The sequence below is a fragment of the Paraburkholderia sp. RL17-337-BIB-A genome (assembly GCF_046025895.1).
Classification (GTDB): domain Bacteria; phylum Pseudomonadota; class Gammaproteobacteria; order Burkholderiales; family Burkholderiaceae; genus Paraburkholderia; species Paraburkholderia fungorum_C.
Genome location: NZ_JARESY010000001.1, coordinates 4,345,513 through 4,369,732 on the forward strand (window position 1 = coordinate 4,345,513; position 24,220 = coordinate 4,369,732).

Annotated in this window: 16 protein-coding genes and 2 pseudogenes; 9 read left to right on the forward strand and 9 right to left on the reverse strand. The window is 62.3% G+C overall.

Going from position 1 to position 24,220, the window contains the following annotated elements; all coding sequences use genetic code 11:
• Positions 1–540: 540 nt before the first annotated feature.
• The 8 genes from P0D84_RS19415 to P0D84_RS19450 all read left to right on the forward strand — a co-directional run bounded on the left by P0D84_RS19415 (position 541) and on the right by P0D84_RS19450 (position 10,878).
• Positions 541–1,569: a bile acid:sodium symporter family protein gene (locus P0D84_RS19415; protein ID WP_408339019.1), complete on the forward strand. Its 1,029-nt coding sequence runs from the start codon at positions 541–543 to the stop codon at positions 1,567–1,569.
• 416 nt (positions 1,570–1,985) lie between these two features.
• Positions 1,986–2,972 carry a LacI family DNA-binding transcriptional regulator gene (locus P0D84_RS19420; protein ID WP_408339021.1) on the forward strand — a complete coding sequence of 329 codons (987 nt, stop codon included), beginning with the start codon at positions 1,986–1,988 and terminating at the stop codon, positions 2,970–2,972.
• Positions 2,969–4,240, forward strand: coding sequence for an AGE family epimerase/isomerase (locus tag P0D84_RS19425; protein ID WP_408339023.1), 1,272 nt, complete (start codon positions 2,969–2,971; stop codon positions 4,238–4,240). The genes P0D84_RS19420 and P0D84_RS19425 overlap by 4 nt, the downstream gene beginning before the upstream one ends.
• 5 nt (positions 4,241–4,245) lie before the next feature.
• On the forward strand, positions 4,246–5,163 hold the full coding sequence (locus P0D84_RS19430) for a carbohydrate kinase family protein (protein ID WP_408339025.1): 918 nt from the start codon (positions 4,246–4,248) through the stop codon (positions 5,161–5,163).
• 62 nt (positions 5,164–5,225) lie between these two features.
• Positions 5,226–5,450 carry a hypothetical protein gene (locus tag P0D84_RS19435; RefSeq protein ID WP_408339027.1) on the forward strand — a complete coding sequence of 75 codons (225 nt, stop codon included), beginning with the start codon at positions 5,226–5,228 and terminating at the stop codon, positions 5,448–5,450.
• Positions 5,451–5,511: 61 nt separating this feature from the next.
• Positions 5,512–5,757, forward strand: coding sequence for a hypothetical protein (locus P0D84_RS19440; protein WP_408339029.1), 246 nt, complete (start codon positions 5,512–5,514; stop codon positions 5,755–5,757).
• Between the two features lie 247 nt (positions 5,758–6,004).
• Positions 6,005–7,000 carry an ion channel gene (locus P0D84_RS19445; protein WP_408339031.1) on the forward strand — a complete coding sequence of 332 codons (996 nt, stop codon included), beginning with the start codon at positions 6,005–6,007 and terminating at the stop codon, positions 6,998–7,000.
• 290 nt (positions 7,001–7,290) lie between these two features.
• Entirely contained in the window at positions 7,291–10,878 is a 3,588-nt protein-coding gene (locus tag P0D84_RS19450; protein ID WP_408339033.1) for an indolepyruvate ferredoxin oxidoreductase family protein, read from the forward strand.
• Between the two features lie 163 nt (positions 10,879–11,041).
• On the opposite strand, the pseudogene P0D84_RS19455 reads toward P0D84_RS19450, so the two are convergent.
• Positions 11,042–11,834, reverse strand: a pseudogene (locus P0D84_RS19455) (copper homeostasis protein CutC).
• 176 nt (positions 11,835–12,010) lie between these two features.
• Entirely contained in the window at positions 12,011–13,279 is a 1,269-nt protein-coding gene (locus tag P0D84_RS19460; RefSeq protein ID WP_408339035.1) for a sensor domain-containing phosphodiesterase, read from the reverse strand.
• A gap of 1,290 nt (positions 13,280–14,569) precedes the next feature.
• Here P0D84_RS19460 and P0D84_RS19465 point away from each other — a divergent pair.
• Positions 14,570–15,517, forward strand: coding sequence for an IS110 family RNA-guided transposase (locus P0D84_RS19465; RefSeq protein WP_408339037.1), 948 nt, complete (start codon positions 14,570–14,572; stop codon positions 15,515–15,517).
• A 275-nt stretch (positions 15,518–15,792) separates the two neighbouring features.
• On the opposite strand, the gene P0D84_RS19470 is transcribed toward P0D84_RS19465, so the two are convergent.
• The 7 genes and pseudogenes from P0D84_RS19470 to P0D84_RS19500 form a co-directional block, all read right to left on the reverse strand.
• Positions 15,793–17,100, reverse strand: coding sequence for a solute carrier family 23 protein (locus P0D84_RS19470; RefSeq protein ID WP_408339039.1), 1,308 nt, complete (start codon positions 17,098–17,100; stop codon positions 15,793–15,795).
• A gap of 703 nt (positions 17,101–17,803) precedes the next feature.
• Positions 17,804–19,372, reverse strand: a complete 1,569-nt coding sequence (locus P0D84_RS19475; RefSeq protein WP_408339041.1) for a methyl-accepting chemotaxis protein — start codon at positions 19,370–19,372, stop codon at positions 17,804–17,806.
• Positions 19,373–19,785: 413 nt separating this feature from the next.
• Entirely contained in the window at positions 19,786–20,400 is a 615-nt protein-coding gene (locus tag P0D84_RS19480) for a DUF2239 family protein (protein WP_408339043.1), read from the reverse strand.
• Positions 20,401–20,496: 96 nt separating this feature from the next.
• Positions 20,497–21,438 (reverse strand): annotated as a pseudogene (locus P0D84_RS19485) (diguanylate cyclase); the annotation flags it as partial.
• 155 nt (positions 21,439–21,593) lie between these two features.
• Positions 21,594–22,295: an NAD(P)H-binding protein gene (locus tag P0D84_RS19490; RefSeq protein ID WP_408339045.1), complete on the reverse strand. Its 702-nt coding sequence runs from the start codon at positions 22,293–22,295 to the stop codon at positions 21,594–21,596.
• A 47-nt stretch (positions 22,296–22,342) separates the two neighbouring features.
• Positions 22,343–23,218, reverse strand: coding sequence for an SDR family NAD(P)-dependent oxidoreductase (locus P0D84_RS19495; protein ID WP_408339047.1), 876 nt, complete (start codon positions 23,216–23,218; stop codon positions 22,343–22,345).
• A gap of 56 nt (positions 23,219–23,274) precedes the next feature.
• Positions 23,275–23,847 (reverse strand): TetR/AcrR family transcriptional regulator, encoded by a 573-nt coding sequence (locus tag P0D84_RS19500; RefSeq protein ID WP_408339049.1) that lies wholly within the window; start codon positions 23,845–23,847, stop codon positions 23,275–23,277.
• Between the last annotated feature and the right edge of the window lie 373 nt (positions 23,848–24,220).

Below are 24,220 nucleotides of genomic sequence, written 5' to 3' on the forward strand. Positions count from 1 at the left end.
CGAAGACTTGCCTGAAGCCCACCGTTCGAGCTGCGGTGAACTTGTTTCTGGGACCGACACGAGCGCTGCATACCTGGCGCGGCGCGGGGCATCCCGATGGCCTTTGAGCAGTAATTTATGGGCGCGGGCAAAGGGTGTCGAGGCAAAAAGTGTTAGGCCTCGAGCGCTGTTGTAACACCTTGTTACTGCGACGTTTTTCCGCGACAGAGCCCTTGCGCGAAAGCCTTCAAACAGCTTGCTGGCGCCGCTATCTCAGGCTCGCCGAGGGTCCTTGCGTATGAGGAATTACCGCCGTTTTTCTTCGCCCGATTGTCAAACGGCAGTGGACCAAACAGATGTGGTCGCCAATACTGAAATTAGCCTCGGGCATCGCCCAAGGCGGATCGATGCAGCGATTCGATGCGCAAAGCTCATCAATCAATACAGCAAATGAATTTGCCTATTCAATCGGTTTTCGACAACAATAGGCGTTTTCCCTAGCTCGAGGCAGGCGCATTGCGCATGCCTTTGCTTTACGCATCACTGAATCGAGATTCCGCCATGGCTCGCCCGAAACTGCTTCCCGACAATTTCACCTTGTGCCTCGTGAGCACCGTGATCCTTGCCAGCTTCCTGCCGGTGCACGGGCAGGCCGCTGTTGGCTTCAACTGGGTGACGAACTTCGCGGTCGGCCTGCTGTTCTTCCTGCACGGCGCCAAGCTCTCACGCGAGGCGATCGTAGCGGGGGCGACGCATTGGCGCCTGCATCTGGTAGTGCTGCTCAGCACGTTCGCGCTGTTTCCGCTGCTCGGCCTCGCGCTTAAGCCGCTCCTTTCGCCACTTGTCACGCCGACGCTCTATGCGGGGGTCCTCTTCCTCTGCACGCTGCCGTCGACGGTTCAATCGTCGATCGCGTTCACGTCCATTGGTAAAGGCAACGTGCCGGCCGCCGTATGCAGCGCGTCGGCCTCGAGCCTGCTGGGCATCTTCATCACCCCCGCACTCGTCAGCTTCGTGGTCACCAATCAGGCTGCGAGTAACGGCGCCTCGCCGTGGCATACGGTGGGTAACATCGTGCTGCAACTGCTGGTGCCGTTCGTGGCCGGGCAGTTGCTGCGCCCGCTGATCGGCAAGTGGATCGAACGTAATCGTGGCGTGCTGAAGTACGTCGACCAGGGTTCGATCCTGCTGGTGGTGTACGGCGCCTTCAGCGAGGCCGTCACCGAGGGCCTGTGGCATCAGATCCCGTTGTCCGCGCTCGGGGGCCTGCTGGTGATCAACGTGGTGCTGCTGGCGCTCGCGCTGGCCGTGACGATTTTCGTCAGCAAGCGGCTCGGCTTTAACCGCGCCGACCAGGTCACCATCATCTTCTGCGGCTCGAAGAAGAGCCTCGCCGCCGGCGTACCGATGGCCAAGGTGATTTTCGCCTCGCATGCGGTGGGCGCCGTGGTCTTGCCGCTGATGCTGTTCCATCAGATCCAGCTGATGGTGTGCGCCGCGCTCTCGCAGCGCTGGGGTGCTCGCGACATGAGCGGCGAAACCCGCGCTGCCTTGCGCGAGCGGCCCGCCGCCGCCGTCGCGCGCCGTTGAATACGCGCGCAATGCAAACAGGACATTCATAAGCGCCCTCCCTGAGCGTCATTTGAAGAAAGCCGCCTCGTGCGGCTTTTTTTGTTATTTCACGCTCAAACGCTGCCGCTGTCGCCTCAGCCGGATGGCATAGGCAAAGTCCGTGGCCATGGCGAAACTAGCCCGCAGCGAACCTGTAGATGAAAAAAAATCGAGTCCGATGCGTGCGGCCCGCCTGACGGGACGATCGATTCAGGGCCGCGACACGCCTTGTTTAGTGAATTTTACTAAACAACATAAATCAAGCCTGATATACCATCTACGGGTATTTCCGAGTGTAGATCAGGTGTTTATGGAGCTGTTTTAGCCACGTTTTACTATACAATCGCTCGAACCCAAACACCGTGCAGCCGCCCCGCTTGCGGCCGCTTCATTCGATGGCCACAACCATCCGCGACGTCGCCCGCGCGGCCAGCGTGTCGATCGGCACCGTCTCACGCGCATTGAAGAACCAGCCCGGCCTTTCCGAGGCCACCCGCGAACGCGTCATCGAAGCGGCGCGGCAGCTTGGCTATGACGCCGCCCAACTGCGCCCGCGCATCCGCCGCCTCACCTTTCTGCTGCATCGTCAGCACAACAACTTCGCCGTCAGCCCGTTCTTCTCGCACGTGCTGCACGGCGTGGAAGACGCGTGCCGCGAACGCGGCATCGTCCCTTCGGTGCTGACCGCCGGTCCGACAGAAGACGTGATCCAGCAGATGCGGTTGCATGCACCGGATGCGGTGGCGATCGCCGGTTTTGTCGAACCTGAAACGCTGAGCACCCTGGTGGCCATGCAACGCCCACTCGTCCTGATCGACCTGTGGGCGCCCGGCCTGCGCTCGGTGAATCTCGACAACGCCGCCGGCGCCACGCTCGCCATGCGGCATCTGTTCGAACAGCAGCGCAAGCGCGTCGCGTTCATTGGCGGCTCGCTCGCGCACTTCAGCATCGCCCAGCGCGCGCTCGGTTACCGGCGCGCGTTTTTCGAAGCAGGCTTATTGTTCGACCCGTCGCTGGAAGTCACCATCGACGCCGGCCTCGACCCTGACAGCGGCGCCGCGCGCGCGATGCACCGCTTGCTCGACGCGCCCGGCCCGCGCCCCGACGCCGTATTCGCCTACAACGACGCCGCCGCGCTCGCCGCGCTGCGCGCGTGCCTCGCGCGCGGCATCCGCGTGCCCGAGGACATCGCCATCATCGGCTTCGACGACATTCCCGCCGCCGCTCATGCCACGCCGCCGCTGTCCACCATTTCGGTCGACAAGGAAGCGCTCGGCCGGCGGGGCGTCGAACTGCTGCTTGAAGACACGCCCGCCGAACTCGAAGTCCACTTGCCCGTCCATCTCATTGCCCGTGCCAGTACTTTGGTGAAAACGCCATGACGCAATCCGATCCGCTTCACCCCGCCGACGGCGCCGCCGTGCCGGCCGTCGACAGCTTCCGCAGCCGCGACTTTCTGCTCTCTCATGTGCAGGACACGCTGCGCTTTTACGCGCCGCACGTGTTCGATCCGAGCGGCGGCTTCTTCCATTTCTTCCGCGACGACGGCTCCGTCTACGACAAGACCACGCGGCATCTGGTGAGCACGTGCCGCTACGTCTTCAACTACGCGATGGCGTATCGCCAGTTCGGCGACCCGCAGCATCTCGAGTACGCGCGCCACGGTTTGCGCTTCCTTCGCGAAGCGCATTGGGACGCCGGGCACGAAGGCTACGACTGGGAACTCGAATGGCGCGACGGCCACAAACGCACGCTCGACGCAACGCGCCACTGCTACGGCCTCGCGTTCGTGCTGCTCGCGTATTCGCATGCGGCGATGGCCGGCATCGAGGAAGCCAGGCCGATGATCGGCGCGACCTTCGAGTTGATGGAACACCGCTTCTGGGACGCCGCCGCCGGCCTCTACGCGGACGAAGCGACGCCCGACTGGCGCGTCAGTTCGTACCGTGGCCAGAACGCGAACATGCACACCACCGAGGCGCTGCTGGCCGCGCACGAGGCGACCGGCCACCTGGTCTATCTCGATCGCGCGGAACGGGTGGCGTCGAACATCACGCTGCGTCAGGCGAAGCTCTCGCAGGGCCTCGTGTGGGAGCACTTTCACGCGGACTGGTCGGTCGACTGGCATTACAACGAGGAGGACAGCTCGAACATCTTCCGTCCGTGGGGATTCCAGCCGGGGCACCAGACCGAATGGGCCAAGCTGCTGCTGATTCTCGAGCGCTATCGTCCATTGCCGTGGCTGCTGCCGCGCGCGATCGAACTATTCGACGCCGCGATGGCGCATGCCTGGGACGAAGATCACGGCGGCCTCTACTACGGCTTCGGCCCGGACGGCACCGTGTGCGACCACGACAAGTATTTCTGGGTCCAGGCGGAGACCTTCGCGACCGCGGCGCTGCTCGGCAAGCGCACCGGCAACGAACGCTTCTGGGACTGGTACGACGAGATCTGGCGCTACAGCTGGGCACATTTCGTCGATCATAAGTACGGCGCGTGGTACCGCATCCTCACGTGCGACAACCGTAAGTACAGCGACGAAAAGAGTCCTGCCGGCAAGACCGACTATCACACGATGGGCGCGTGCTATGAGGTGCTGGCGCACGCCCTGCCTGACAGCGCGGCCACTGCGTCCGAATCCGCGGAGTAAGCAAAATGAGCAACCTGAGCGCGACCACCGAATTCCCCTTCTTCGTCTCGGCCGGCGACATCCTCACCGATCTCGTACGGACCGGCGCCTCGCAATGGCTCTCGCGTCCTGGCGGCGCCGGCTGGAACGTCGCGCGCTGCGTGGCGCGGCTCGGTTTGCCGACCGCGTGTGCCGGCTCGCTGGGCGTCGATAATTTCTCCGACGACCTGTGGAACGCAAGCGTCGCCGCGGGGCTCGACATGCGCTTCATGCAGCGCGTGGAGCGCCCGCCCCTTCTGGCGATCGTTCATCAGACCCATCCGCCGGCCTACTTTTTCATGGGCGAGCACGGCGCCGACCTGGCCTTCGATCCCGCGCGCTTGCCGGCTGGCTGGATCGAACAGGTGAAGTGGGCGCATTTTGGTTGCATCAGCCTGGTGCGTCAGCCGCTAGGCGACACGCTTGCCGGGTTGGCTGCCGAGTTGCGAGCACGTGGCGTGAAGATCAGCTTCGATCCGAATTACCGGAACCTGATGGAGCAGGGTTACGAGCCGACGTTGCGGAAGATGGCCGCGCTGGCCGATCTGATCAAGGTGTCGGATGAGGATTTGCGGATGCTGTTCAAGACGGACGACGAAGCCGGCGCACTTGCCCAGTTGCGGGCCATGAATCCGGCCGCCACTGCGCTGGTGACGCGCGGGCCGGAGACGTCCATGCTGATCGACGGCGCGATGATGGTGGAGGCTCGGCCGCCTCGGGTTGAAGTTGTCGATACCGTGGGTGCCGGGGATGCTTCTATCGGCGGCTTGCTGTTCAGCTTGATGACCGCGCCACAGCGGACGTGGCCGGAGCACCTTGCCTTTTCTTTGGCCGCCGGCGCCGCGGCTTGCCGCCACGCGGGTGCGCATGCACCTTCATTGGATGAGGTTGTGGCGCTGCTGTAACCGAAGCGTGACCATCGTGCTAGGATGAAAAAACCCAACCCTTTGGAAGAAGGAGCGTCGCCATGGATGACATCACTTATACCAAAGGCATCTACACGGCCACCGCATCAACACGAGAAGTAAAGAGCGACACGTGGCAGGGTGTGGTCACCCTTTCCCGCGACGAAGGCGACGCCGACCAGGAGAATACGGTCTACGAAGTCGACGCCACCTCGTCCACGCCGGAGGAAGCGCTCGAGGAAGCCAAGGCCCTCGCGCACCGCATCCTCGGGGAAATCGAACTCTAGGCAACCCGGCGCCGCGCCCGTCGCACTGCGCCGCCTCTGAATCAACCGGCTGGAGGCGATCATGGCTGAACAGCTCTTCCTCTACGGCGTGTACTCGATTCACGTCCGCCCTCTCGAACTCAACGGCGCACGCTGGGACGCGGAATACGAAATCCGGCATCGCGAGAAAGCCGTCAAGCCGTGGACCACCATCGGTGGCGATAGCGGCTACGGCGACCAGGCGGAAGCCGTCGCCGCAGCGCACCAGCAAGCCGTCGACGACATCGAACACGGCGCCGGCATTCCGAAGCCGCGAGCCTTTCCGTAGACCCACGGCGAGCGCATTGATGGCGGCGTGTGCGTTAAGCGAGCGAGATCGCAGGATTCGCCGTGCGCTTGCCCGAAACACCGCAAGCGCCGCAAGCGCCGCAAGCACGCCTTGGAAGCATCGCCCACGCCCCTGCGGCACGCCGTAGAGGCGCTCCTTCCGACCTTCCTGCAGCGCGCCGAAAATCACCTTCCGCGCGCTAACCAGCGTGCTACGCTTTGCGCGTTTTCTTCTCCACGAGCACGCGATGGCTACTGAACCGTCAGACCGCTTTTCCAGCATCGGCGACGACGAAGCGCGTGCGCAGAAACGTCGCGCGCGCGGCAGCCGGGAATTGCGTCTGGACGATCGCGTAGTCATCGCGCACGGCATGCCGACGCCGCTCTGGCAGGATCTCTACCACCGTGCACTCGTCGTCCGCTGGCCGACGTTCTTTGTCTCGCTCGGGGTTTTGTTCGTGCTGCTCAACACCGCGTTTGCCGCGCTCTACATGCTCGGCCGGGCGCCGATCGCCAATCAGTTTCCAGCGGGCTTTAACGGCGCGTTTTTCTTCAGCGTCGAAACGCTCGCGACGGTGGGCTATGGCGACATGCACCCGCAAACCGTCTACGCGCACTGGATCGCGACGCTCGAAATCTTTGTCGGCATGTCCAGCATCGCGTTGGCGACGGGGCTGATCTTCGCGCGCTTCTCCCGCCCGCACGCCAAGATCATGTTCGCCCGCTATGCAGTCGTACGGCCGCTCGAAGGCCGTATGACGCTGATGGTGCGCGCCGCCAACGCGCGCCAGAATGTCATCGCCGAAGCGCGTGCGAAGCTGCGCATGATGCGGCTGGACACCACCGTCGAAGGTTATACGCTTCGCAAGCTCTACGATCTGACGCTGGTACGCGACCAGCATCCCGTGTTCAAACTGGGCTGGGTCATGATGCATGTCATCGACGAAAACAGCCCGCTGTTCGGCGAAACCGCCGAAACGCTCAAGGGCCGCGACGCGTCGCTGCTGCTCACGCTCGAAGGAGTCGACGAATCGACCTCGCAGACCATGCAAGCTCGCCACATGTGGCCTTGCGAGCAGATCCTCTGGCAACACCGCTTCGTCGACGTCATGCGCGAGGAAGGCGGTGTGAGTCACATCGATTACTCGCATTTCGACGAGGTGGTGCCGCTCGACTCTGCGCCGGCCGCGAGTGTGGCGCAGGCTCCCGCAGCGGCAGAACCAGCCACGGGGTCGCGGAGTTAAAGTCGCGCGCCGTGCGTGCGGAAATACACCAGGGCATACCCGAACCCGGCCGCCGTTTGGGAGATCCATCTCAAAACTTCATTAAAACGCGTGGCTCGTCGCGCTGTTTCGTTGAACGCCTAGCCAAGTAGAAAAAATTCACTCCAATCGGCGCTAAAAAATAGAGTCTCTTTCGCCGCGTCACCTTTTGGTCCCTATCCACTGCGCGCGGACGCAAACAGCAATCAAATTGCATGGGATCGGAGTCAGTGCTGAAGCACTAACTCCGATCGACAAATGGAGACTCACCCATGACCGCTCGCCTGCCCATCGACGGCACGCCCGCTCTCGCCGACTACAAGCTGTCCGACAACCTCACCGCCACGCGCGGCCGCATCTTCCTGACCGGCACGCAGGCGCTGGTGCGCCTCGCGCTGATGCAGCGCGCAGCCGACCGCGCGCGCGGCATGAACACGGCCGGCTTCATCAGCGGCTATCGCGGCTCGCCGCTCGGCATGGTCGACCAGCAGTTGTGGAAAGCGAAAAAACTGCTCACAGCGAGTGATATTCGCTTTTTGCCAGCGATCAACGAAGAACTGGGCGGCACCGCGGTGCTTGGTACGCAGCGGGTGGAATCAGACCCTGAGCGCACCGTCGAAGGCGTGTTCGCGATGTGGTACGGGAAGGGCCCCGGCGTGGATCGCGCGGGCGATGCGCTGAAACACGGCAATGCGTACGGCTCGTCGCCGCACGGTGGCGTGCTGGTGGTGGCGGGCGACGACCACGGCTGCGTGTCGTCGTCGATGCCGCACCAGAGCGACTTCGCCCTGATGGCGTGGCACATGCCGGTGGTGAATCCGTCGAACATCGCCGACATGCTCGAATTCGGCCTGTATGGCTGGGCGCTGTCGCGTTTCTCGGGTGCCTGGGTCGGCTACAAGGCGATCTCGGAAACGGTCGAATCCGGCTCGACGGTAGACCTCGACGCGCTGCAAACCGAATGGGCGACCCCACAGGATTTCGAAACGCCCGCAGGCGGCCTGCATAACCGCTGGCCCGATCTGCCCAGCCTGACGATCGAATCGCGGATGCACGCAAAGCTCGACGCCGTCCGCCATTTCGCGCGCACCAACAGCATCGACAAATGGATTGCGCCGAGTCCGCATGCGAACGTGGGTATCGTCACGTGCGGCAAGGCGCATCTCGACTTGATGGAAACGCTGCGCCGGCTCGATCTGACCGTCGCCGATCTCGAAACGGCCGGCGTGCGGATCTACAAAGTGGGCCTGTCGTTCCCGTTGGAAATGACGCGCATCGACGCGTTCGTGTCCGGTTTGTCCGAAGTGCTGGTGATCGAGGAAAAAGGCCCGGTCATCGAGCAGCAGATCAAAGACTATCTGTACAACCGCACGCAAGGCGCGCGGCCGATCGTGGTCGGCAAGAATGCCGAAGACGGCACGCTGCTGCTGTCGTCGCTGGGTGAACTGCGGCCGTCACGCATTCTGCCGGTGTTCGCGAACTGGCTCGCGAAACACAAGCCGGCGTTGGATCGCCGCGAGCGTGTGGTCGATCTGGTAGCGCCGCAGATCCTCTCGAATGCCGCGGATAGCGTGAAACGTACGCCGTATTTCTGCTCGGGCTGCCCGCACAACACGTCGACCAAAGTGCCTGAAGGTTCGATCGCGCATGCGGGGATCGGCTGTCATTTCATGGCGTCGTGGATGGAGCGCGATACCACCGGCCTGATTCAGATGGGCGGTGAAGGCGTCGATTGGGCCTCGCATTCGATGTTCACGAAAACGCGCCACGTATTCCAGAATCTCGGCGACGGTACCTACTTTCACTCGGGCATTCTTGCGATCCGCCAGGCGGTGGCCGCGAAAGCCACGATCACGTACAAGATTCTCTATAACGACGCGGTCGCGATGACAGGCGGCCAACCGGTCGACGGCAGTATCTCCGTGCCGCAAATCGCCCGTCAGGTGGAGGCCGAAGGCGTGTCGCGCTTCGTCGTAGTCAGCGATGAGCCGGAGAAATACGACGGCCATCACGACCAGTTTCCGAAGGGCACGACGTTCCACCATCGCAGCGAAATGGACACCGTCCAGCGCGAATTGCGCGATACCGACGGCGTGACCGTGCTGATCTATGACCAGACCTGTGCGGCGGAAAAACGGCGTCGCAGGAAAAAAGGCGAGTTTCCCGATCCGGACAAGCGTCTCTTCATCAACGAGGAAGTTTGCGAAGGCTGTGGGGATTGCGGCGTGCAGTCGAACTGTTTGTCGGTTGAACCGGTTGAAACCGCGTTGGGGCGCAAGCGCCGCATCGATCAATCGTCGTGCAATAAAGACTATTCTTGCGTGAACGGTTTCTGTCCGAGCTTCGTCACTGTGGAAGGCGGCAAGCTGAAGAAAGCCGCAGGCGCCGCGTTCGATCCTGTTGCCCTCGCCGCACGCGTCGACGCGTTGCCGATTCCCGCGACGCATCTCGATGCCGCGCCGTATGACATCCTGGTGACGGGCGTAGGTGGCACCGGTGTCGTGACGGTCGGCGCATTGATCAGCATGGCTGCGCATCTGGAAGGCAAGAGCGCCTCGGTGCTCGACTTCATGGGCTTCGCGCAAAAGGGCGGCTCGGTGCTGTCGTTCGTGCGTTTCGCCGCGCGCGATGAGTGGCTCAATCAGGTGCGCATCGACACGCAACAGGCCGACGTGCTGCTCGCCTGCGATATGGTAGTGGGCGCGAGCGCCGATGCGCTGCAAACGGTGCGTCATGGCCGCACGCGGATCGTCGTCAACACGCACGCCATTCCGAACGCGACCTTCGTGCAGAACCCGGACGCGACGTTGCATGCCGACGCGTTAATCGACAAGATGCGTCACGCGGCGGGCGTTGACCGCATGTCGACGTGCGACGCCCAGGCGCTCGCTACACGTTTCCTCGGCGACACCATCGGCGCAAACATTCTGATGCTCGGCTATGCCTGGCAACTCGGCCTCGTGCCGGTCTCGTTCGGCGCGATGATGCGCGCGATCGAGTTGAACAACGTCGCGGTGCAGATGAATCAACTGGCGTTTTCAATCGGCCGCGTGGCCGCTGAAGATCCGGCCGCGCTCGAATCGCTGTGGCAAGCACGGCATCTGGCCAAGGAGCCGGTGCGTGTCGATACGCTCGACGAACTGATCGCGCATCGCGAGGGCCGTCTCCAGACCTACGGTGGTGCGAGCTACGTGAAGCGCTATCGCGCGTTGGTCGATGCGGCGCGCCGCGCCGAAACCGCGGTGGATGCAAAGAGCGAGCGCATCACGCGCGCGGTTGCGACGACGTTCTATCGTCTGCTTGCGGTGAAGGACGAATACGAAGTGGCGCGCCTGCATACGGACAGCGCGTTCCGTGAAGCACTGGAGGCGCAATTCGAAGGCGTGGCGGGCAAGGACTTCGGCATCAAGTTCAACCTCGCGCCGCCGACGCTTACGCGTCCACAACCGGGCGTCAATCCGACCAAGAAGACTTTCGGTCAGTGGATGTGGCCGGTGCTCGGCGTGATGGCGAAATTCAGCGGTCTGCGTGGCACGATGTTCGATCCGTTCGGCCGCACGCTGGAACGCAAAATGGAACGCGAACTTGCAGACGACTATGAAGCCACGCTGCAACGTGCTTTTGCGAAGCTCAACGCGAACAATCTCGAAGACGTCGCGAAGCTCGCCGATCTGCATGCTCGTATACGCGGCTACGGTCACGTGAAACTGGCGAATCTGGCGGGCGTGAAGCGCGGCGAGCTTGATCTCGCTGCGCGCTTGCAGATCGAAGCGGCGACGAGCGCGTCGGTGAAAAAGTCGTTGGAAGAGGTGAAGGGCGCCGGACAGTTGCGCGGGATTCCGGTGGTCGTGGCGAAGTAAATTCTTTCGCCCGTGGATGAAAAATGCCGCTTCGAGTTGAACCTCGAAGCGGCATTTTTTTGCCTGATGGATTTGTTACGCGTTGCCTCCAGTAGCGTTGATTTTCTGCCGGATCGTTTTGCTACGCACTGCGTCCAATAGCGCTGATTGTCGTCCTGATGAATCAGCTATGCTTTGCGTCCAGAAGCGCTCGCACCTGCGCGACTTTTGCCGCATCGACCGGCGCGAGGCCGTTGCCGCCGACTCGCACGCCCGAACCGAAGTGAACCGCCTGAACTTGCGTCGCGCTCACGAAGCCGGCCACTGCATCGATCGTCAGACCCGCGCCCGCCAGCACCGTGCAGTGTGACCCGGCCGCTTGCCGCACCAGGTCGCGCATGATCGACTCTGCATGCAGTACCGATGGTTTTCCGCCCGAGGTCAGGACATTCGTCACGGCATCGAAACCGAGCAGCACGTCGAGCGCCTCTCGTAGATCACGCGTTTCGTCGAACGCACGATGGAAGGTGATGGCGAGACCATCCGCCGCATCGATTGCGCGCGCGAGGCCTTCGCGGTCGATCTCACCGTCTGCCGTCAGCATGCCGATCACCACGCCGTTCGCACCGGCCGCTTTGACGGCGCGCACGTCGCGCAGCATCACGGCGTAATCGTCCGCATCGTAGACGAACGATGCGGCTATGCGGTCGCACGATGACGTTGACCGGAGCGCTGGCCGCCGGGACGCCGGCAACCGGAACGCCGGCCGCCGGAACGTCAGCGGCCAGGACGCCAGCCGCCTGTGCGCCAGCCGCCCGGATATCTATCGCGGCAACCACCGCTTCGATCAACCCGAGGCTCGGCGTCAGACCACCTTCGCCCATCGCGGTGACGAGTTCAAGACGGTTCGCACCCGCCTGCGCTGCAAGCCGGGCGTCGGCAACGGTCGTGGCGATCACTTCGAGTAGGACGGACATAGGCGTGGCTGAGTGTCGTTAAAAACGACATGATCTCAGAACCACTGTTCGCCCCTCTTGATCTGGACCACAAAACCGCCGCTCACCTTCTCGATCTGGACCACCAAGCCACCGCTCACCTTCTCGATCTGGACCACCAGAACCGTCTCTCTCCCAATCGAACCATCGGAGAGCCGCTATTCCTCAACCCAATCGATATCGCCGCACAGCACGCACGTCTGCTCGCCGACTCGCGTCGCCACCGAGAGCGTCACGCACGGCAACGCCTCGTTGATCGACAGATACGGACGCGTCACATGCACGCGTTCCGGTGCATTGATCGCCGCGCGGAAATACGGCCGACGCAGCCAGTTCGCCCCTTGCGCATCGGCCAACGGCAAAAAGCGCGTCTCATGCGCCGCGCGATCGGCGCGCAATACGACGTTGCGACCCGCCTGCTTGCCCTTCGCATCGAGCAGGAAGCAGCGCGCGGCATGGTCGAGCGCGAGGAAATTCCAGCACACTTCCTCGAGCGGTTCACCAGCGGCAAGCCGCTCCGCGGCGCGCTCGAACGCCCGCAAGTACGGTGTGAGACGGCTCGCATTGCGGCGCTCGCGCGCTTCGGCCTGATCGCGATAACGGTCGGTGACTTCGCTGATGCAAGTCGCGGCGTGCGCCGCATCGGCCGCGCCGGGATTGGGCCGGCCGAAGAAAAAGCCCTGCACGAAGTCAGCGTCGCAGGCGAGCGCCATCTGCGCTTCATGCTCTGTTTCCACGCCTTCGATCAGCACCAGTTTGCCCGCTTCGTGCAGCAACGCCACCAGCCCCGGCAGGATCGTTGCCATATCCGCACGATGCGCGGCGTGCGACAGCATGATGCGGTCGAGCTTCACGATATCGGGATTCAATTGCCAGATCCGCTCGACATTCGAGTGGCCCGCGCCGAAGTCGTCGAGGGCAATCAGGAAACCGCGCTCACGGAACTGACGTACCGCCTCGGCGAGACGTTCGAGATCCTCCGCGCGCTGCTCGAGCACCTCGAGCACGATCCGCCGCGGTGACAGATCGAGCCGTCTGAGGTTGGCCAGCAAGGCGGCGGAGAGATACGGATCGGTGAGCGCGCCGGGATGGACGTTCAGGAACAGCCATTCCCGCTCGGCGCCAAGCACCTTGAAGTTCTCAAGATGCAGAGTCTGGGCGAGCCGGTCGACTTGCAGCACGTCGCCAAGACGCGCCGCTTCGCCGAAGACATCGAGCGGCGATACGGGACGGTCGAGCGCATCGTGCGCGCGCAGCAGCCCCTCGTAGCCCACCGCCCGCATGTGCGAGAGGCTGAAAATCGGTTGAAACACGCTGGTCAACGTCAGCTCGCCATGCTGCGCTGAAAAACGCTCGAGCCCCGACGTCACCTCGACATCGAAGCCATGCGGCGCGCTGGCCGTCCTTTCGTGTTGCGCAATCGTCATGCAATCCTCTCACGCGAGAGCCGGGCCGGTCCGAACGCGGAGGCGAACAACCTCGGCACCGTTTCTCAAAATGTGCGTCATGGATCTATGTTAAGCAAGCTCTATGCGCACGGTGGCGCACATTCGGTTGGAATTTGCATCAAAGATTGCACCGGTGAAAGGGGCGATGCGCCGGCTGTGGGCGTGGCGCGCACTGTTACGGTGCATCGCGTTATGGGGACGCTTGCTGTCCGCGCTCGCTGGACGCCGCGGAGCTGGCCGCTGGCCGCTGACCGCTGACCGCTGGCGTGACGCGCCGCCGGGATAAAACTTCGGCCTTACCGCATCATGGGCGTCTGAAGGTTGGTTTTTTTGCCTGCGCGGCGCTTGGTCTCTATATGCCTGCAGCGTTGGCCCTTCCTTGACCTGTTTGCCTGCGCGGCGCTTGTTTCTGTTTGGCCTGCGGCGTCGGCCTTTCCTTGATTTTTTTGCCTACGCGGCGCTTGTTGTCTGTGCTTTTATGGCGTTGGCCTTTCCTTGATTTGTTATCGGTCTATTAGCGTCGCCCCTGTGCGGGGCGGGCACCTACTTTTCTTTGCCTGCCGCAAAGAAAAGTAGGCAAAAGAAAGCGGCTCACACCGCAAATTCTTAAGCGGGTCCCCCGCACAGTCGCGATAGTGGTGCATCTGGAATCCGTGCCCTCGCACATTCAGCCCTGGTGACACAGCCGTCATACTTCCGGCGCCGCTGCGCGCGCCGAAGCGCATCTCTCAAAACCAATTACTGCGTTTCGCGTTCGCGCTCCACTCGCGCTTATCAGCTTAGTCGGTTCATTCGGCTTATTCGGCTCATTCGGCTTATTCGGCTCATTCGGCTCATTTGACTCATTTGACTCATTTGGCTCATTCGGCATTTCGCCGAGGCGAAGCCGATGACCCCCACCACCCCCGAACAAAGCCACTGGTTTGCATGATCGTTCCTTCCGGCGAGCACGCAGGGCGAGGCGGGAAGTATGAGTGCCTTGTCACTCACGCTAAATGTGCGGGAGCACAGATTCCAGATGCACCACTACCGCGACTGTGCGGGGGACCCGCTTAAGAATTAGCGGTGTGAGCCGCTTTCTTTTGCCTACTTGTATATTCCCCTCCGTGGCGCCGACCCGATCAGTTGTCGCCACACGGACAGTCAGCTCGTCTGCCTACAGTGCCTCGAGCCCGCAGAAAAGCCTGAGCGACTGTCCTTTTCATCCTCTTAACCCGAACAGTTGACTGAGCCCCGAGCTCGTATTTTCCTGCAAGTATGGGTACCGTGATGAACCAGACCTCTTCGTCCCTTTATATCGGCATCGACGTCAGCGGTAGCACGCTCGACGTTGCCATCCACGACACGACCGAACATTTCAGTGTCGACAATCAAACCGCCGCCATCGACCAGCTGGTCCAGCGTCTGATCGCGCTGAACCCCACCCTGATCGTCATGGAGGCCACCGGCAAGCTCGAACTCGCCGTGCTCAGGGCGCTCTGCCAGGCCGGCCTGCGCGCGGTCGCGGTCAATCCCCGACAGGTGCGCGACTTTGCCAAAGCCACCGGCAAACGGGCGAAGACCGATCGCATCGACGCGTTCGTCATCGCCCATTTCGCCGCCGTCATCAAACCCGTCGTGCGTCCGCTCAACGATGTGCAGACCGAGCAGCTGCAGGCACTCCTGCTGCGCCGTGCCCAGCTCATCGACATGCTCGTGGCCGAAAAGGCCCGCCTGGAGCGCGCTCACGCCGCGGCGAAGGAAAGCCTGAATGACCACATCAAATGGCTCAAGCAGCAGCTCACCGTCGCCGACAAGGACATCGATTCGTTCATGCGCGCTTCGCCCGCGTGGTGCCAGAAGGAGGACCTGCTGCGCTCGGTGCCCGGCATCGGTCCCGGTGCGGCGGCCACGCTGATCGCATTCATGCCGCAACTCGGTTCACTGAACCGCCGCGAGATCGCCGCGCTCACCGGTGTCGCACCGTTCAATTCCGACAGCGGCAAGCACACCGGCAAGCGGCGCATTCAGGGCGGTCGTGCCATCGTGCGGCGCGCGCTTTATATGGCCTGCATTCCCGCGCTGCGCTTCAACCCGGTGATCAGGGCCTTCTACGACCGTCTGCGCAAAGCCGGCAAACCCTTCAAGGTGGCCATGACCGCGTGCATCCGCAAGCTCATCGTGACGCTCAACGCCATGGTCCATAACTCAACACCCTGGAGCCCATCGACGGATTAACCGGCGGTATAGCCTTGCCTGGATGCGGTGCCTGAACGCGATCACTCGCGTGGTTTGCGCTCGCCTGTACGAACTGGCGACCACATTGAAAATCCAGCACCCAGGAACAGGTTCCCGCTTGACTTCCAATACGGTTGCTTTTCTTTGCGGCAGGCAAAGAAAAGTAGGTGCCCGCCCCGCACAGGGGCGACGCTAATCGACCAATACCAAATCAAGGAAAGGCCAACGCCATAAAAGCACAGACAAACAAGCGCCGCACAGGCAAAAAACCAACATCAAGCCACCGGCCCCCGCGCCGGCTCCCTCCTCAGGAGAGCATAAAGAATGATCGCACCGAACGTAGCGGTCCCAATCCCACCAAGCCCAAACCCGCCAAGCTTCAATGAAAAATCCCCAGCCCCCAGCACCAGCGTCACCGCCGCAACAATCAGATTCCGATTGTCGGAGAAATCCACCTTATTAACGACCCAAATCCGCGCGCCAGTCACCGCGATCAAACCGAACACAACGATCGACACCCCGCCGAGCACCGGCCCCGGAATGGTCTGAATCACCGCCCCAAACTTCGGCGAAAAGCCAAGCACCAGCGCAATAACCGCAGCAATAACAAACACCAGTGTCGAATAAATCTTGGTCACGGCCATCACGCCAATGTTCTCGGCGTAAGTCGTCACCCCGGTGCCACCAGCGAAACCGGAGACAATCGTCGCAAGTCCATCGCCGAGAAATGCACGGCCGACGTAACGATCCAGGTTCTGACCAGTCATCGCACTCACCGCCTTGATATGCCCAAGATTCTCAGCCACCAGAATCACAGCAATCGGTGCGAGCAGCGTCATCGCCTGCACATCGAAAACCGGCGCCGTGAAGTGCGGCATACCGAACCACGCAGCATTCGCCACAATCGCAAAGTCGATCGGCTTACCCATGCCAAGTCCATTCGTCACGATCGCATAAATGACATACGCCATCAGCAAACCGATCAGAATCAACAGACGCTGCAGCATGCCGCGCGCAAACACCGCCACCGCGCCGACGCACAAGACGGTCACCAGCGCCATCCACGAATCGAAGTTGCTGCCGCTCACACCATGCACCGCGATCGGTGCAAGATTCAGCCCGATCACGCAGACGATCGCGCCCGTCACGACAGGCGGCATCAGCGTTTCAATCCACTTCGTGCCGACCGCCGAGACGATCAGGCCGACGATCGCGTACACCACCCCGCACGCGATGATCCCGCCCAACGCCACCGGAATGTTCATGTTCGGGCCGTGGCCGCCATACCCCGTCACCTCGATCACAAGGCCGATGAACGCGAAGCTCGAGCCGAGGTAGCTCGGTACGCGCCCACCCACCAGCACGAAAAACAACAGCGTGCCGATCCCCGACATGAAGATGCACAGGTTCGGATCGAAGCCCATCAGCAACGGCGCAAGCACGGTCGAGCCGAACATCGCGACGACGTGCTGAATACCCATTGCAAACATCTGCGGCCACGCAAGCCGCTCGTCGGTGCCGACAATACGGCCCTCGGCAGCGTTCGGCTGGGCGCGCCAGCGTGGGAAGTAGGAATCGGCCATGGCGGGGGTTCTCCTCTGTCGGCGTTTTGATGGACGGCGCCGGGAACTGCGCCGTCGGTGAATTACGCGCGAGTGTACGGAGAGCCACCAGGCCTGGCAAGCGCGGCAACTTGCATGCCTGAAACCGCGCAAAGGGCGCTACGGACGCCACGCCCTCGAATATCATGGAGGTAACCACGCACCGCCCTGAACTATCACCGACGCAAGCAGTCACGCCCGCGACGATCACCTGCGCGAGCAGCACGCCACTGATCCATCACCGACGCAAGCAGTCACTCCCTCGCGACGATCACTAGCGCGAGCTAGCACACCACGGATCCATCACCGGCGCAAAACAATCACGCCCGCGACGATCGCCTGCGCGAGCAGCACCCCACTGATCCATCACCGACGCAAGCAGTCACTCCCGCGACGATCACCTGCTCGAGCAGCACCCCACTGATCCATCACCGGCGCAAGCAGTCACGCCCGCGACGATCACCTGCGCGAGCAGCACGCCACTGATCCATCACCGACGCAAGCAGTCACTCCCGCGACGATCACCAGCTCGAGCAGCACACCACTGATCCATCACCGACACAAGCAGCCATGCCCGCGACGATCATCAGCGCGAGCAGCACGCCACTGATCCATCACCGGCGCACAGTCACGCACTGACGATAACTTATGCGATCAGCCGCGCCGCTCACCATCAGCCACTCAATCAGCCGTGCCGTGCCGCGTCCAGCGAGAACACCGTGACCGCCGCCTGCAACTGCCTCGCCTGGTCCGCCATCGACGCCGCCGCAGCCGCCGCCTGCTCGACCAGCGCCGCGTTCTGCTGGGTCACGTCGTCCATCTGCGCGACCGCGCGGTTCACTTCCTCGATGCCGGTGCTCTGCTCCTGCGAGGCCGACGAAATCTCACCCATGATGTCAGTCACGCGCTTCACCGCATGCGTGACTTCCGCCATCGTCTGACCAGCCCGCTCGGCCAGTTCAGCGCCGCTGCCCACGCGCGCCGTCGAGCTCTCGATCAGCTCCTTGATCTCCTTGGCCGACACCGCACTGCGCTGGGCCAGTGAACGCACTTCCCCCGCCACCACCGCAAAGCCGCGTCCCTGTTCCCCGGCACGCGCTGCTTCCACCGCTGCATTCAGCGCGAGAATGTTGGTCTGAAACGCGATCCCCTCGATCACCGCGATGATGTCGGTCATGCGCTTCGAGCCGGCCGCCAACTCGCGCATCGTCTCGACCACATCGCCGACGAGGTGGCTGCCGCGCGCCGCCACTTCCGACGCGCCATGCGCGACGCCGCCCGCCTGCTGCGCGTTCTCGGCGTTCAGCTTCACCGTCGACGTCAATTCCTGCATGCTCGACGCGGTTTCCTGCAACGCGGCGGCCTGCTCTTCGGTGCGTTGCGAGAGATCGGTGTTGCCCTGCGCGATCTCGCCCGAGGCCATCAGGATCGATTCGCTCGATTCGCTGATGCCCGACACGATGCCGGCCAGCCGCTCACGCATGTTGCGCAGCGCGAACAGCATGCTGTCGGTGTCGCCCGCACGAGTGTCGACGCGCACGCTCAGGTCGCCGTCGGCGATACGGTTGGCGATGTGCATTGCGTAATCCGGTTCACCGCCGAGCTGACGCGCGAGGCGTCGCGCAATCATCGTCGCGAGCAGCGTGCCCGCCGCGATCGCGCCCAACACCAGCGCCAGCATCACGATGCGCATGTGCTGATAGTCGGCGCTCGCCTCCTGCTGTGCTTCGTTGGCTTGCTGACGGCGATAGTCGATCAGCGCCGTGATGCGATCGCGCAGCACCTCGCTCGACGCAATCGCGCGGCGCACGAGTTCGTTGTTGTCGACGCCGGCCGGAATCGGTTCGAGACCGATCTGCTGATGGACGATGCTCTCCCACACGACCGACTTGCGCAGCACTTCGTCGAACATCTCCTGACCCTTGCTGGTCGCGATGGTCGCACGATACTGATCGTAGGCGCCGTGCATCTCCTTGAGCGATGCGACGATGCCGTCCTTCAACTTTTGTCGGCCGGCATCGTCGGTTGCGTAGCCGAGATTCGCGGCGGCAAGATCGGAATCGATCTTGTGGCGGTTGGCCTCTTCCATCCAGTAGAGGCCGTTCATGTGCTGGTTGCAAATGGCGTCGGTAATGTCATGCATCGACGACAACGTCTTCAGCGAGCTCCCGCCGATCACGACGCAGAATCCGATCACAACGGCAAATGCCAGGAGCAGCTTCCTGAATACGGTCATGCGGTCAAACCACTTCATCTCACCATCCTTCAAAAGTCCTGACGGGACGATCGCGTCGCTGCGCCATGGCGAACATTTCGCGATTTCTCAGATGCGTGGCGACGCTCCCATCTCTTTTACGGCGGCCGTAGCAGAGACTTGAAGCAACAAATGGCGGGAATAACCGGGACAAGATGATGTAAGGGATGCCTGGCGGAGGGGGCCGATTCGCTACATCAATGCGCTTTGCTCGCTGGCGCACTGATTGGGATTTGTCCGATATATCGGAGCGAGTCGAACTCTTAAACTTTGTTTGCTGCGTTTCACCCCATGAGTAAACGCATGCGATGTTGTTGTAACTCTCCGACTTTCCGCTCACGCTCCCCCGGCGTGAGCGGCTTTTTTTTGTCCTTACACTTCGTGGCCTCGCACTCGTCAAAGTGCGCTCGACTTTACAGATGCGTGACGAGTGCAGCTTCGGCAAGCCGGAGCGTGTGACTGCGCACATCCTCCGGCCATGCTGCGACGATGTGATCGAACCGCGTTCTATCGCTGGCGTAGAGCGCGCGAGTTGCATCTTCATAACCAGGCAGATTGCCGGCGAGCGCGGTCATGAAGCGATACACCGCTTCTTGCGCTGCGCGTTTGCGGTCCTTGTCCTCGCTCGCCAAGCGCGCCGCTTCGACCAGTTTGCGCAGCGCAACCGAGGCGCCGCCCGATTGCCCGTTGAGCCAACTCCAATGACGCGGCAGCAGCGTCACCTCTCTCGCCACCACACCGAGCTTGGGCCGGCCACGGCCGCGCGGGATGTCTTCTTCTTCAGCCTCAGCGGTAGGTGCGGGTTGCTCGCCGGGCGCCTGGTTTGCCAGCCGCCCCAGAATCTCCTCAGGCGTGCCACGCAAATCAAGTTCGACCAGACGGCCCGTGATGTCGTCGAAAATCAGTACAGGTGCCTGTTCGCCACGCGCCAGCACCGCTCGCACAGCAAGCGCTACCTCGGACAAGGAGCCCGCAGCGATGCGGCGGTGCCCCTCGAAGGCAGTGCAGGTAGCAGGATGGGGGGTCATGACAAACTCCAGATCGATGAATTTGTCGAATTATACCCGGGTATAAATAAAGCGCAATATATTACCCGGATAAAATCACCCCGGCGGCGGATGCACGGCCACGCGGCGCTGTCGCGGTTGCCGCGAGAACAGCATGGCGAGCACGATGATCGCCACGTCGAGCGCTGCGATCAGCGTGCCGATAATCCACGCACGACGCCGCCACTCCGTGTAGATATCGCGCGTCGAAAGTGCGACATCCAGGATCAGCGGATACATCTCGATATGGCGGAACGCGTACCAGCGTTCGACACCGTCGATCGCCGCGATGCCGAAGAAGTCTCCGCTCGGCTGCACGGCGAAGCGTGAATAGTTCGAGGTGCCGATCAGACTCCGACCAATGATCTTTGGATCGTAAGGACGCCGCATCAGCATCGTGCCGTCACTCAGCATCAACGCCATCGAACCACCCGCGCCCAGATTCATGCCGTCGAACAGGCGCCTGAAGTAAGTGAGCCGCATCGTGCCGACCACCACGCCGCCGAAGCTTCCGTCCGGCTTCGAGACGCGCCGGCTCAGCGCAATACTCATGTCCTTGCCGGTGATCTTGGGCATGAACGGATGGCTGACATACAGGCCTGCGTTCGACGAGTCGCGCTGCACCTTGAAGTAATCGCGATCGGCGAGATTGACGGGGCGTGGCGGAGAGGCTTGCGAATCGAACACGACGTTGCCGGCGGCGTCGACCACCAGGACCGAACCGAGGTCTTTTGCGCTGGCGGAGCTGTCGAACAGCACCATCTGGCGGATCGCCGGCGACAAGTTCAGCACACCGGGTTGTTTCAGGCCGTCGAGTACTGCCCGTAGCGACAGATCGTAGATCTCGAGATTGCGCGACACTTCGCGCTCGATCAGCAACGACACGTTGAAAACCGAGTCCTGTGCACGCCGCAACGCGTCATCGCGCATCTGCGCCAATATCCAGACCGCAATCGCAAGGATCGCGCTGGCCACCACGATACTGATGGCAATCACGATGTTCGGTCGGCGCGTAACCATGCGTTTTGCATTCGAGCATGCGCTGACCTACGCGCGTGAAGAGGTTGGCCGCTGCCGGAAGGCGCGTCCCGTGAACCGGTAGCCTACCAGACGCCGAGACGCGTCAAACGGAGGAGACGATGGGGTTTTCGGCGGATTGCGCGATACCAGCACCCTCAACGGGCAGGCAGATCGAGCGCCGGTTCGGAGGCGAGGCGGCTGAGCGCGCGGATATCGGCGACCTCGAGCACAGCTTTGGCCGCGCCATGCCGCGCAACCGTCAGCATTGCCAGGCCAATGTCTTCGGTGCTCACAATGTGGTTGGGGAATAGCGCGCGCAGGGTCGACAGGAAAGGTCTGGCCGCTGTGTAGAACAGCCGGTACGCACGGGTCTTCGAACGAGCGCCGTTCAGCGGCTCGATCACGCCGGGACGAAACAGGTAGACCGCCTTGAACGGCAGTCGTCGCAACGCGTTCTCGGTCTTGCCCTTGACCCGCGCCCACATGCTGCGGCCACGTTCTGTGCTGTCGGTACCCGCGCCGGACACGTAGACGAAGGTCATTTGCGGATTGAGACGGGCGAGTGTCTGCGCGGCCGCCAGCGTCAGGTCATAGGTGAGGCGCGCATAGTCGGCCTCGGACAAGCCGGCGGACGAGACGCCCAAACAGAAAAAGCACGCGTCAAAGCCCTTCAGCGAAGGCTCTGCCGCGCGGTAGTCCATCAGATCCGGCTGGATCAGCTCGACGAGCCGCGGATCGAGCTGGCCGGTGCCGGTGCGGCCAATCGTCAGGACCGCCTCGACGTCGGCCGCTCGCAGGCATTCGCGCAATACACCTTGTCCGACCATGCCGGTCGCGCCAAATATCAGAACCTTCATGATGCTTGCTCCATGATCGCGCTCGGCCAGCGGGCGTTGATTGGTGTTCAGGCTTTCGCCGCAGCGACCGGAAACGCCGGCAACGGCGCCGGCGCGGAGAAGTCGGTCGCGATGCTGACCGCTCGCCACGCTTGCTCGCTTGCAGCGCGCGCCTTGTCACCTTCGCCGGCATAGTGCAATGCATCACTGCCGAGTAAGAGATGGGCCGGCAAAGCATCGTGATATGCGAGCTTCAGTACCACTTGCGCCACCTTCGCGGGATCGCCGGTTTCATGGCCGACGTACTGAGACAGCATGTCCGCTACCGCGCCGACCGACGGCACATAGTCCGGCAGCAACGCCGGCGTCACGCGGCTCGCCTCGGTGCTCCACTCTGTTTTCATGCCGCCAGGTTCGAGCGCAGTCACGTGGACGCCGAACGGCGCGAGTTCCTGGCTGATCACCTCGGTGAAGCCGCCGACCGCCCACTTCGCCGCCTGATAGGCGCTCAAACCAGCGATCCCGACCCGGCCGCCCACCGACGAAATCTGGATGATGTGGCCGGCTCGCTGCCCCCGCAGCACCGGCAACGCCGCGCGCGTCACATTGACGACGCCATGGAAGTTCGTCTCGATCTGCGCGCGGAAATCGTCCTCGGTGGTTTGCTCGAACGGTGCGAGGTGGCCGAAGCCCGCGTTGTTGACCACCACATCGAGCCGGCCGAATGCGTCCACAGCGGCTTGCACCGCATGGCGTGCCGCCGCCGGATCTGTGACATCCAGCGCGACCGCCCGAACCTGCTCGCCGTAGCGCGTAACCAGCTCCACCAGCTGACGCGGATCGCGCGCCGTAGCCACCACGCGCTCACCGGCACGCAACGCCGCTTCGACAATTTCACGCCCCAGCCCACGGGCACTCCCGGTAACCAGCCAGACTTTCGACATAGTGCGCTCCTTGCATTTAAATGAGCAAGCAATCACTCATTAATTAGACAAAAAAATTAGTTCTGGACGATCGCGTGCCAGAACGCTTCAAAGCCGGCCTTGCGGTAACGGTCGGCGGCGGCCGGTTCGCGAGCGATGAAATCCATGGTGGTTTCGGCCAGCGCCGCCATGATCGCCGACACGAAAGCCGGCGGATGATCACGCAACGCGCCGCTCGCCACGCTTGCCTGAATCATTGCGTTGATGTCCGCGAAGGACTCCATGCCCGTCGCGCGCGTGCAGTGAGTCAGGCGCTCCGACACGGACAGTTGCGCCATTGCCCGGCGCTTTTGCGGCTGGGCCACGCCCCAATCGACAAACTTGTTCCATACGTGCTGGGCGCGCTCACGCACGCTGGCTTGCTTTGGGTAAGCGGTCATCATCACTTCCCGCAGCTCCGCCTTGATGTCCAGGTAGAGCTCGTTCAGCAGCTCGTCCTTGTTGTCGAAGTACGTGAACAGTGTTCCTTCAGCCACGCCCGCGAGTTTTGCGATGCGCGCGGTGGGCGCACCCAAGCCCTGCTCGGCGATGATCTCTGCGGCAGCTGCAAGAATGGCGTTGCGTTTGTCTTCGCTTTTCGGACGGGCCATACGACGGTTCGCTTTAACAACAAATAATAAATGAGTGATTGCTCAATCATAGCCGTGGACGTCCGCTTGCTCAAGCCATTTTTGTTGCTGCAGGCCCGGCGATGGCTATTTGCTCGGCATCCGCCCTGAAGTGAAAAGGAAATGCTTTCACCATCTGACTAAATATATTCAAAATTATGCGAAAAGACGCGTTCTTCGCGCATCGCGCGCAAGGTTGGCAAGGAAATACCCGCAATTTCTTAAGTAGTAAGAATCCAGTCCGATAACCAATAAATGGGATACCCATTTGTTGCCCGGCGCTCGGCGCGCTTTTGGCCATGCGTCCGATAGGAGCCACGAAGGGCAAACCGCGCGGGGCTGCCGCGATGACCGG

Excerpts from the sequence above, each read along its gene's own strand:
- P0D84_RS19415 (WP_408339019.1), top strand. The coding sequence starts at position 541 with ATGGCTCGCCCGAAACTGCTTCCCGACAATTTCACCTTGTGCCTCGTG.
- P0D84_RS19420 (WP_408339021.1), top strand. The coding sequence starts at position 1,986 with ATGGCCACAACCATCCGCGACGTCGCCCGCGCGGCCAGCGTGTCGATC.
- P0D84_RS19425 (WP_408339023.1), top strand. The coding sequence starts at position 2,969 with ATGACGCAATCCGATCCGCTTCACCCCGCCGACGGCGCCGCCGTGCCG.
- P0D84_RS19430 (WP_408339025.1), top strand. The coding sequence starts at position 4,246 with ATGAGCAACCTGAGCGCGACCACCGAATTCCCCTTCTTCGTCTCGGCC.
- P0D84_RS19435 (WP_408339027.1), top strand. The coding sequence starts at position 5,226 with ATGGATGACATCACTTATACCAAAGGCATCTACACGGCCACCGCATCA.
- P0D84_RS19440 (WP_408339029.1), top strand. The coding sequence starts at position 5,512 with ATGGCTGAACAGCTCTTCCTCTACGGCGTGTACTCGATTCACGTCCGC.
- P0D84_RS19445 (WP_408339031.1), top strand. The coding sequence starts at position 6,005 with ATGGCTACTGAACCGTCAGACCGCTTTTCCAGCATCGGCGACGACGAA.
- P0D84_RS19450 (WP_408339033.1), top strand. The coding sequence starts at position 7,291 with ATGACCGCTCGCCTGCCCATCGACGGCACGCCCGCTCTCGCCGACTAC.
- P0D84_RS19460 (WP_408339035.1), bottom strand. The coding sequence starts at position 13,279 with ATGACGATTGCGCAACACGAAAGGACGGCCAGCGCGCCGCATGGCTTC.
- P0D84_RS19465 (WP_408339037.1), top strand. The coding sequence starts at position 14,570 with ATGAACCAGACCTCTTCGTCCCTTTATATCGGCATCGACGTCAGCGGT.
- P0D84_RS19470 (WP_408339039.1), bottom strand. The coding sequence starts at position 17,100 with ATGGCCGATTCCTACTTCCCACGCTGGCGCGCCCAGCCGAACGCTGCC.
- P0D84_RS19475 (WP_408339041.1), bottom strand. The coding sequence starts at position 19,372 with ATGAAGTGGTTTGACCGCATGACCGTATTCAGGAAGCTGCTCCTGGCA.
- P0D84_RS19480 (WP_408339043.1), bottom strand. The coding sequence starts at position 20,400 with ATGACCCCCCATCCTGCTACCTGCACTGCCTTCGAGGGGCACCGCCGC.
- P0D84_RS19490 (WP_408339045.1), bottom strand. The coding sequence starts at position 22,295 with ATGAAGGTTCTGATATTTGGCGCGACCGGCATGGTCGGACAAGGTGTA.
- P0D84_RS19495 (WP_408339047.1), bottom strand. The coding sequence starts at position 23,218 with ATGTCGAAAGTCTGGCTGGTTACCGGGAGTGCCCGTGGGCTGGGGCGT.
- P0D84_RS19500 (WP_408339049.1), bottom strand. The coding sequence starts at position 23,847 with ATGGCCCGTCCGAAAAGCGAAGACAAACGCAACGCCATTCTTGCAGCT.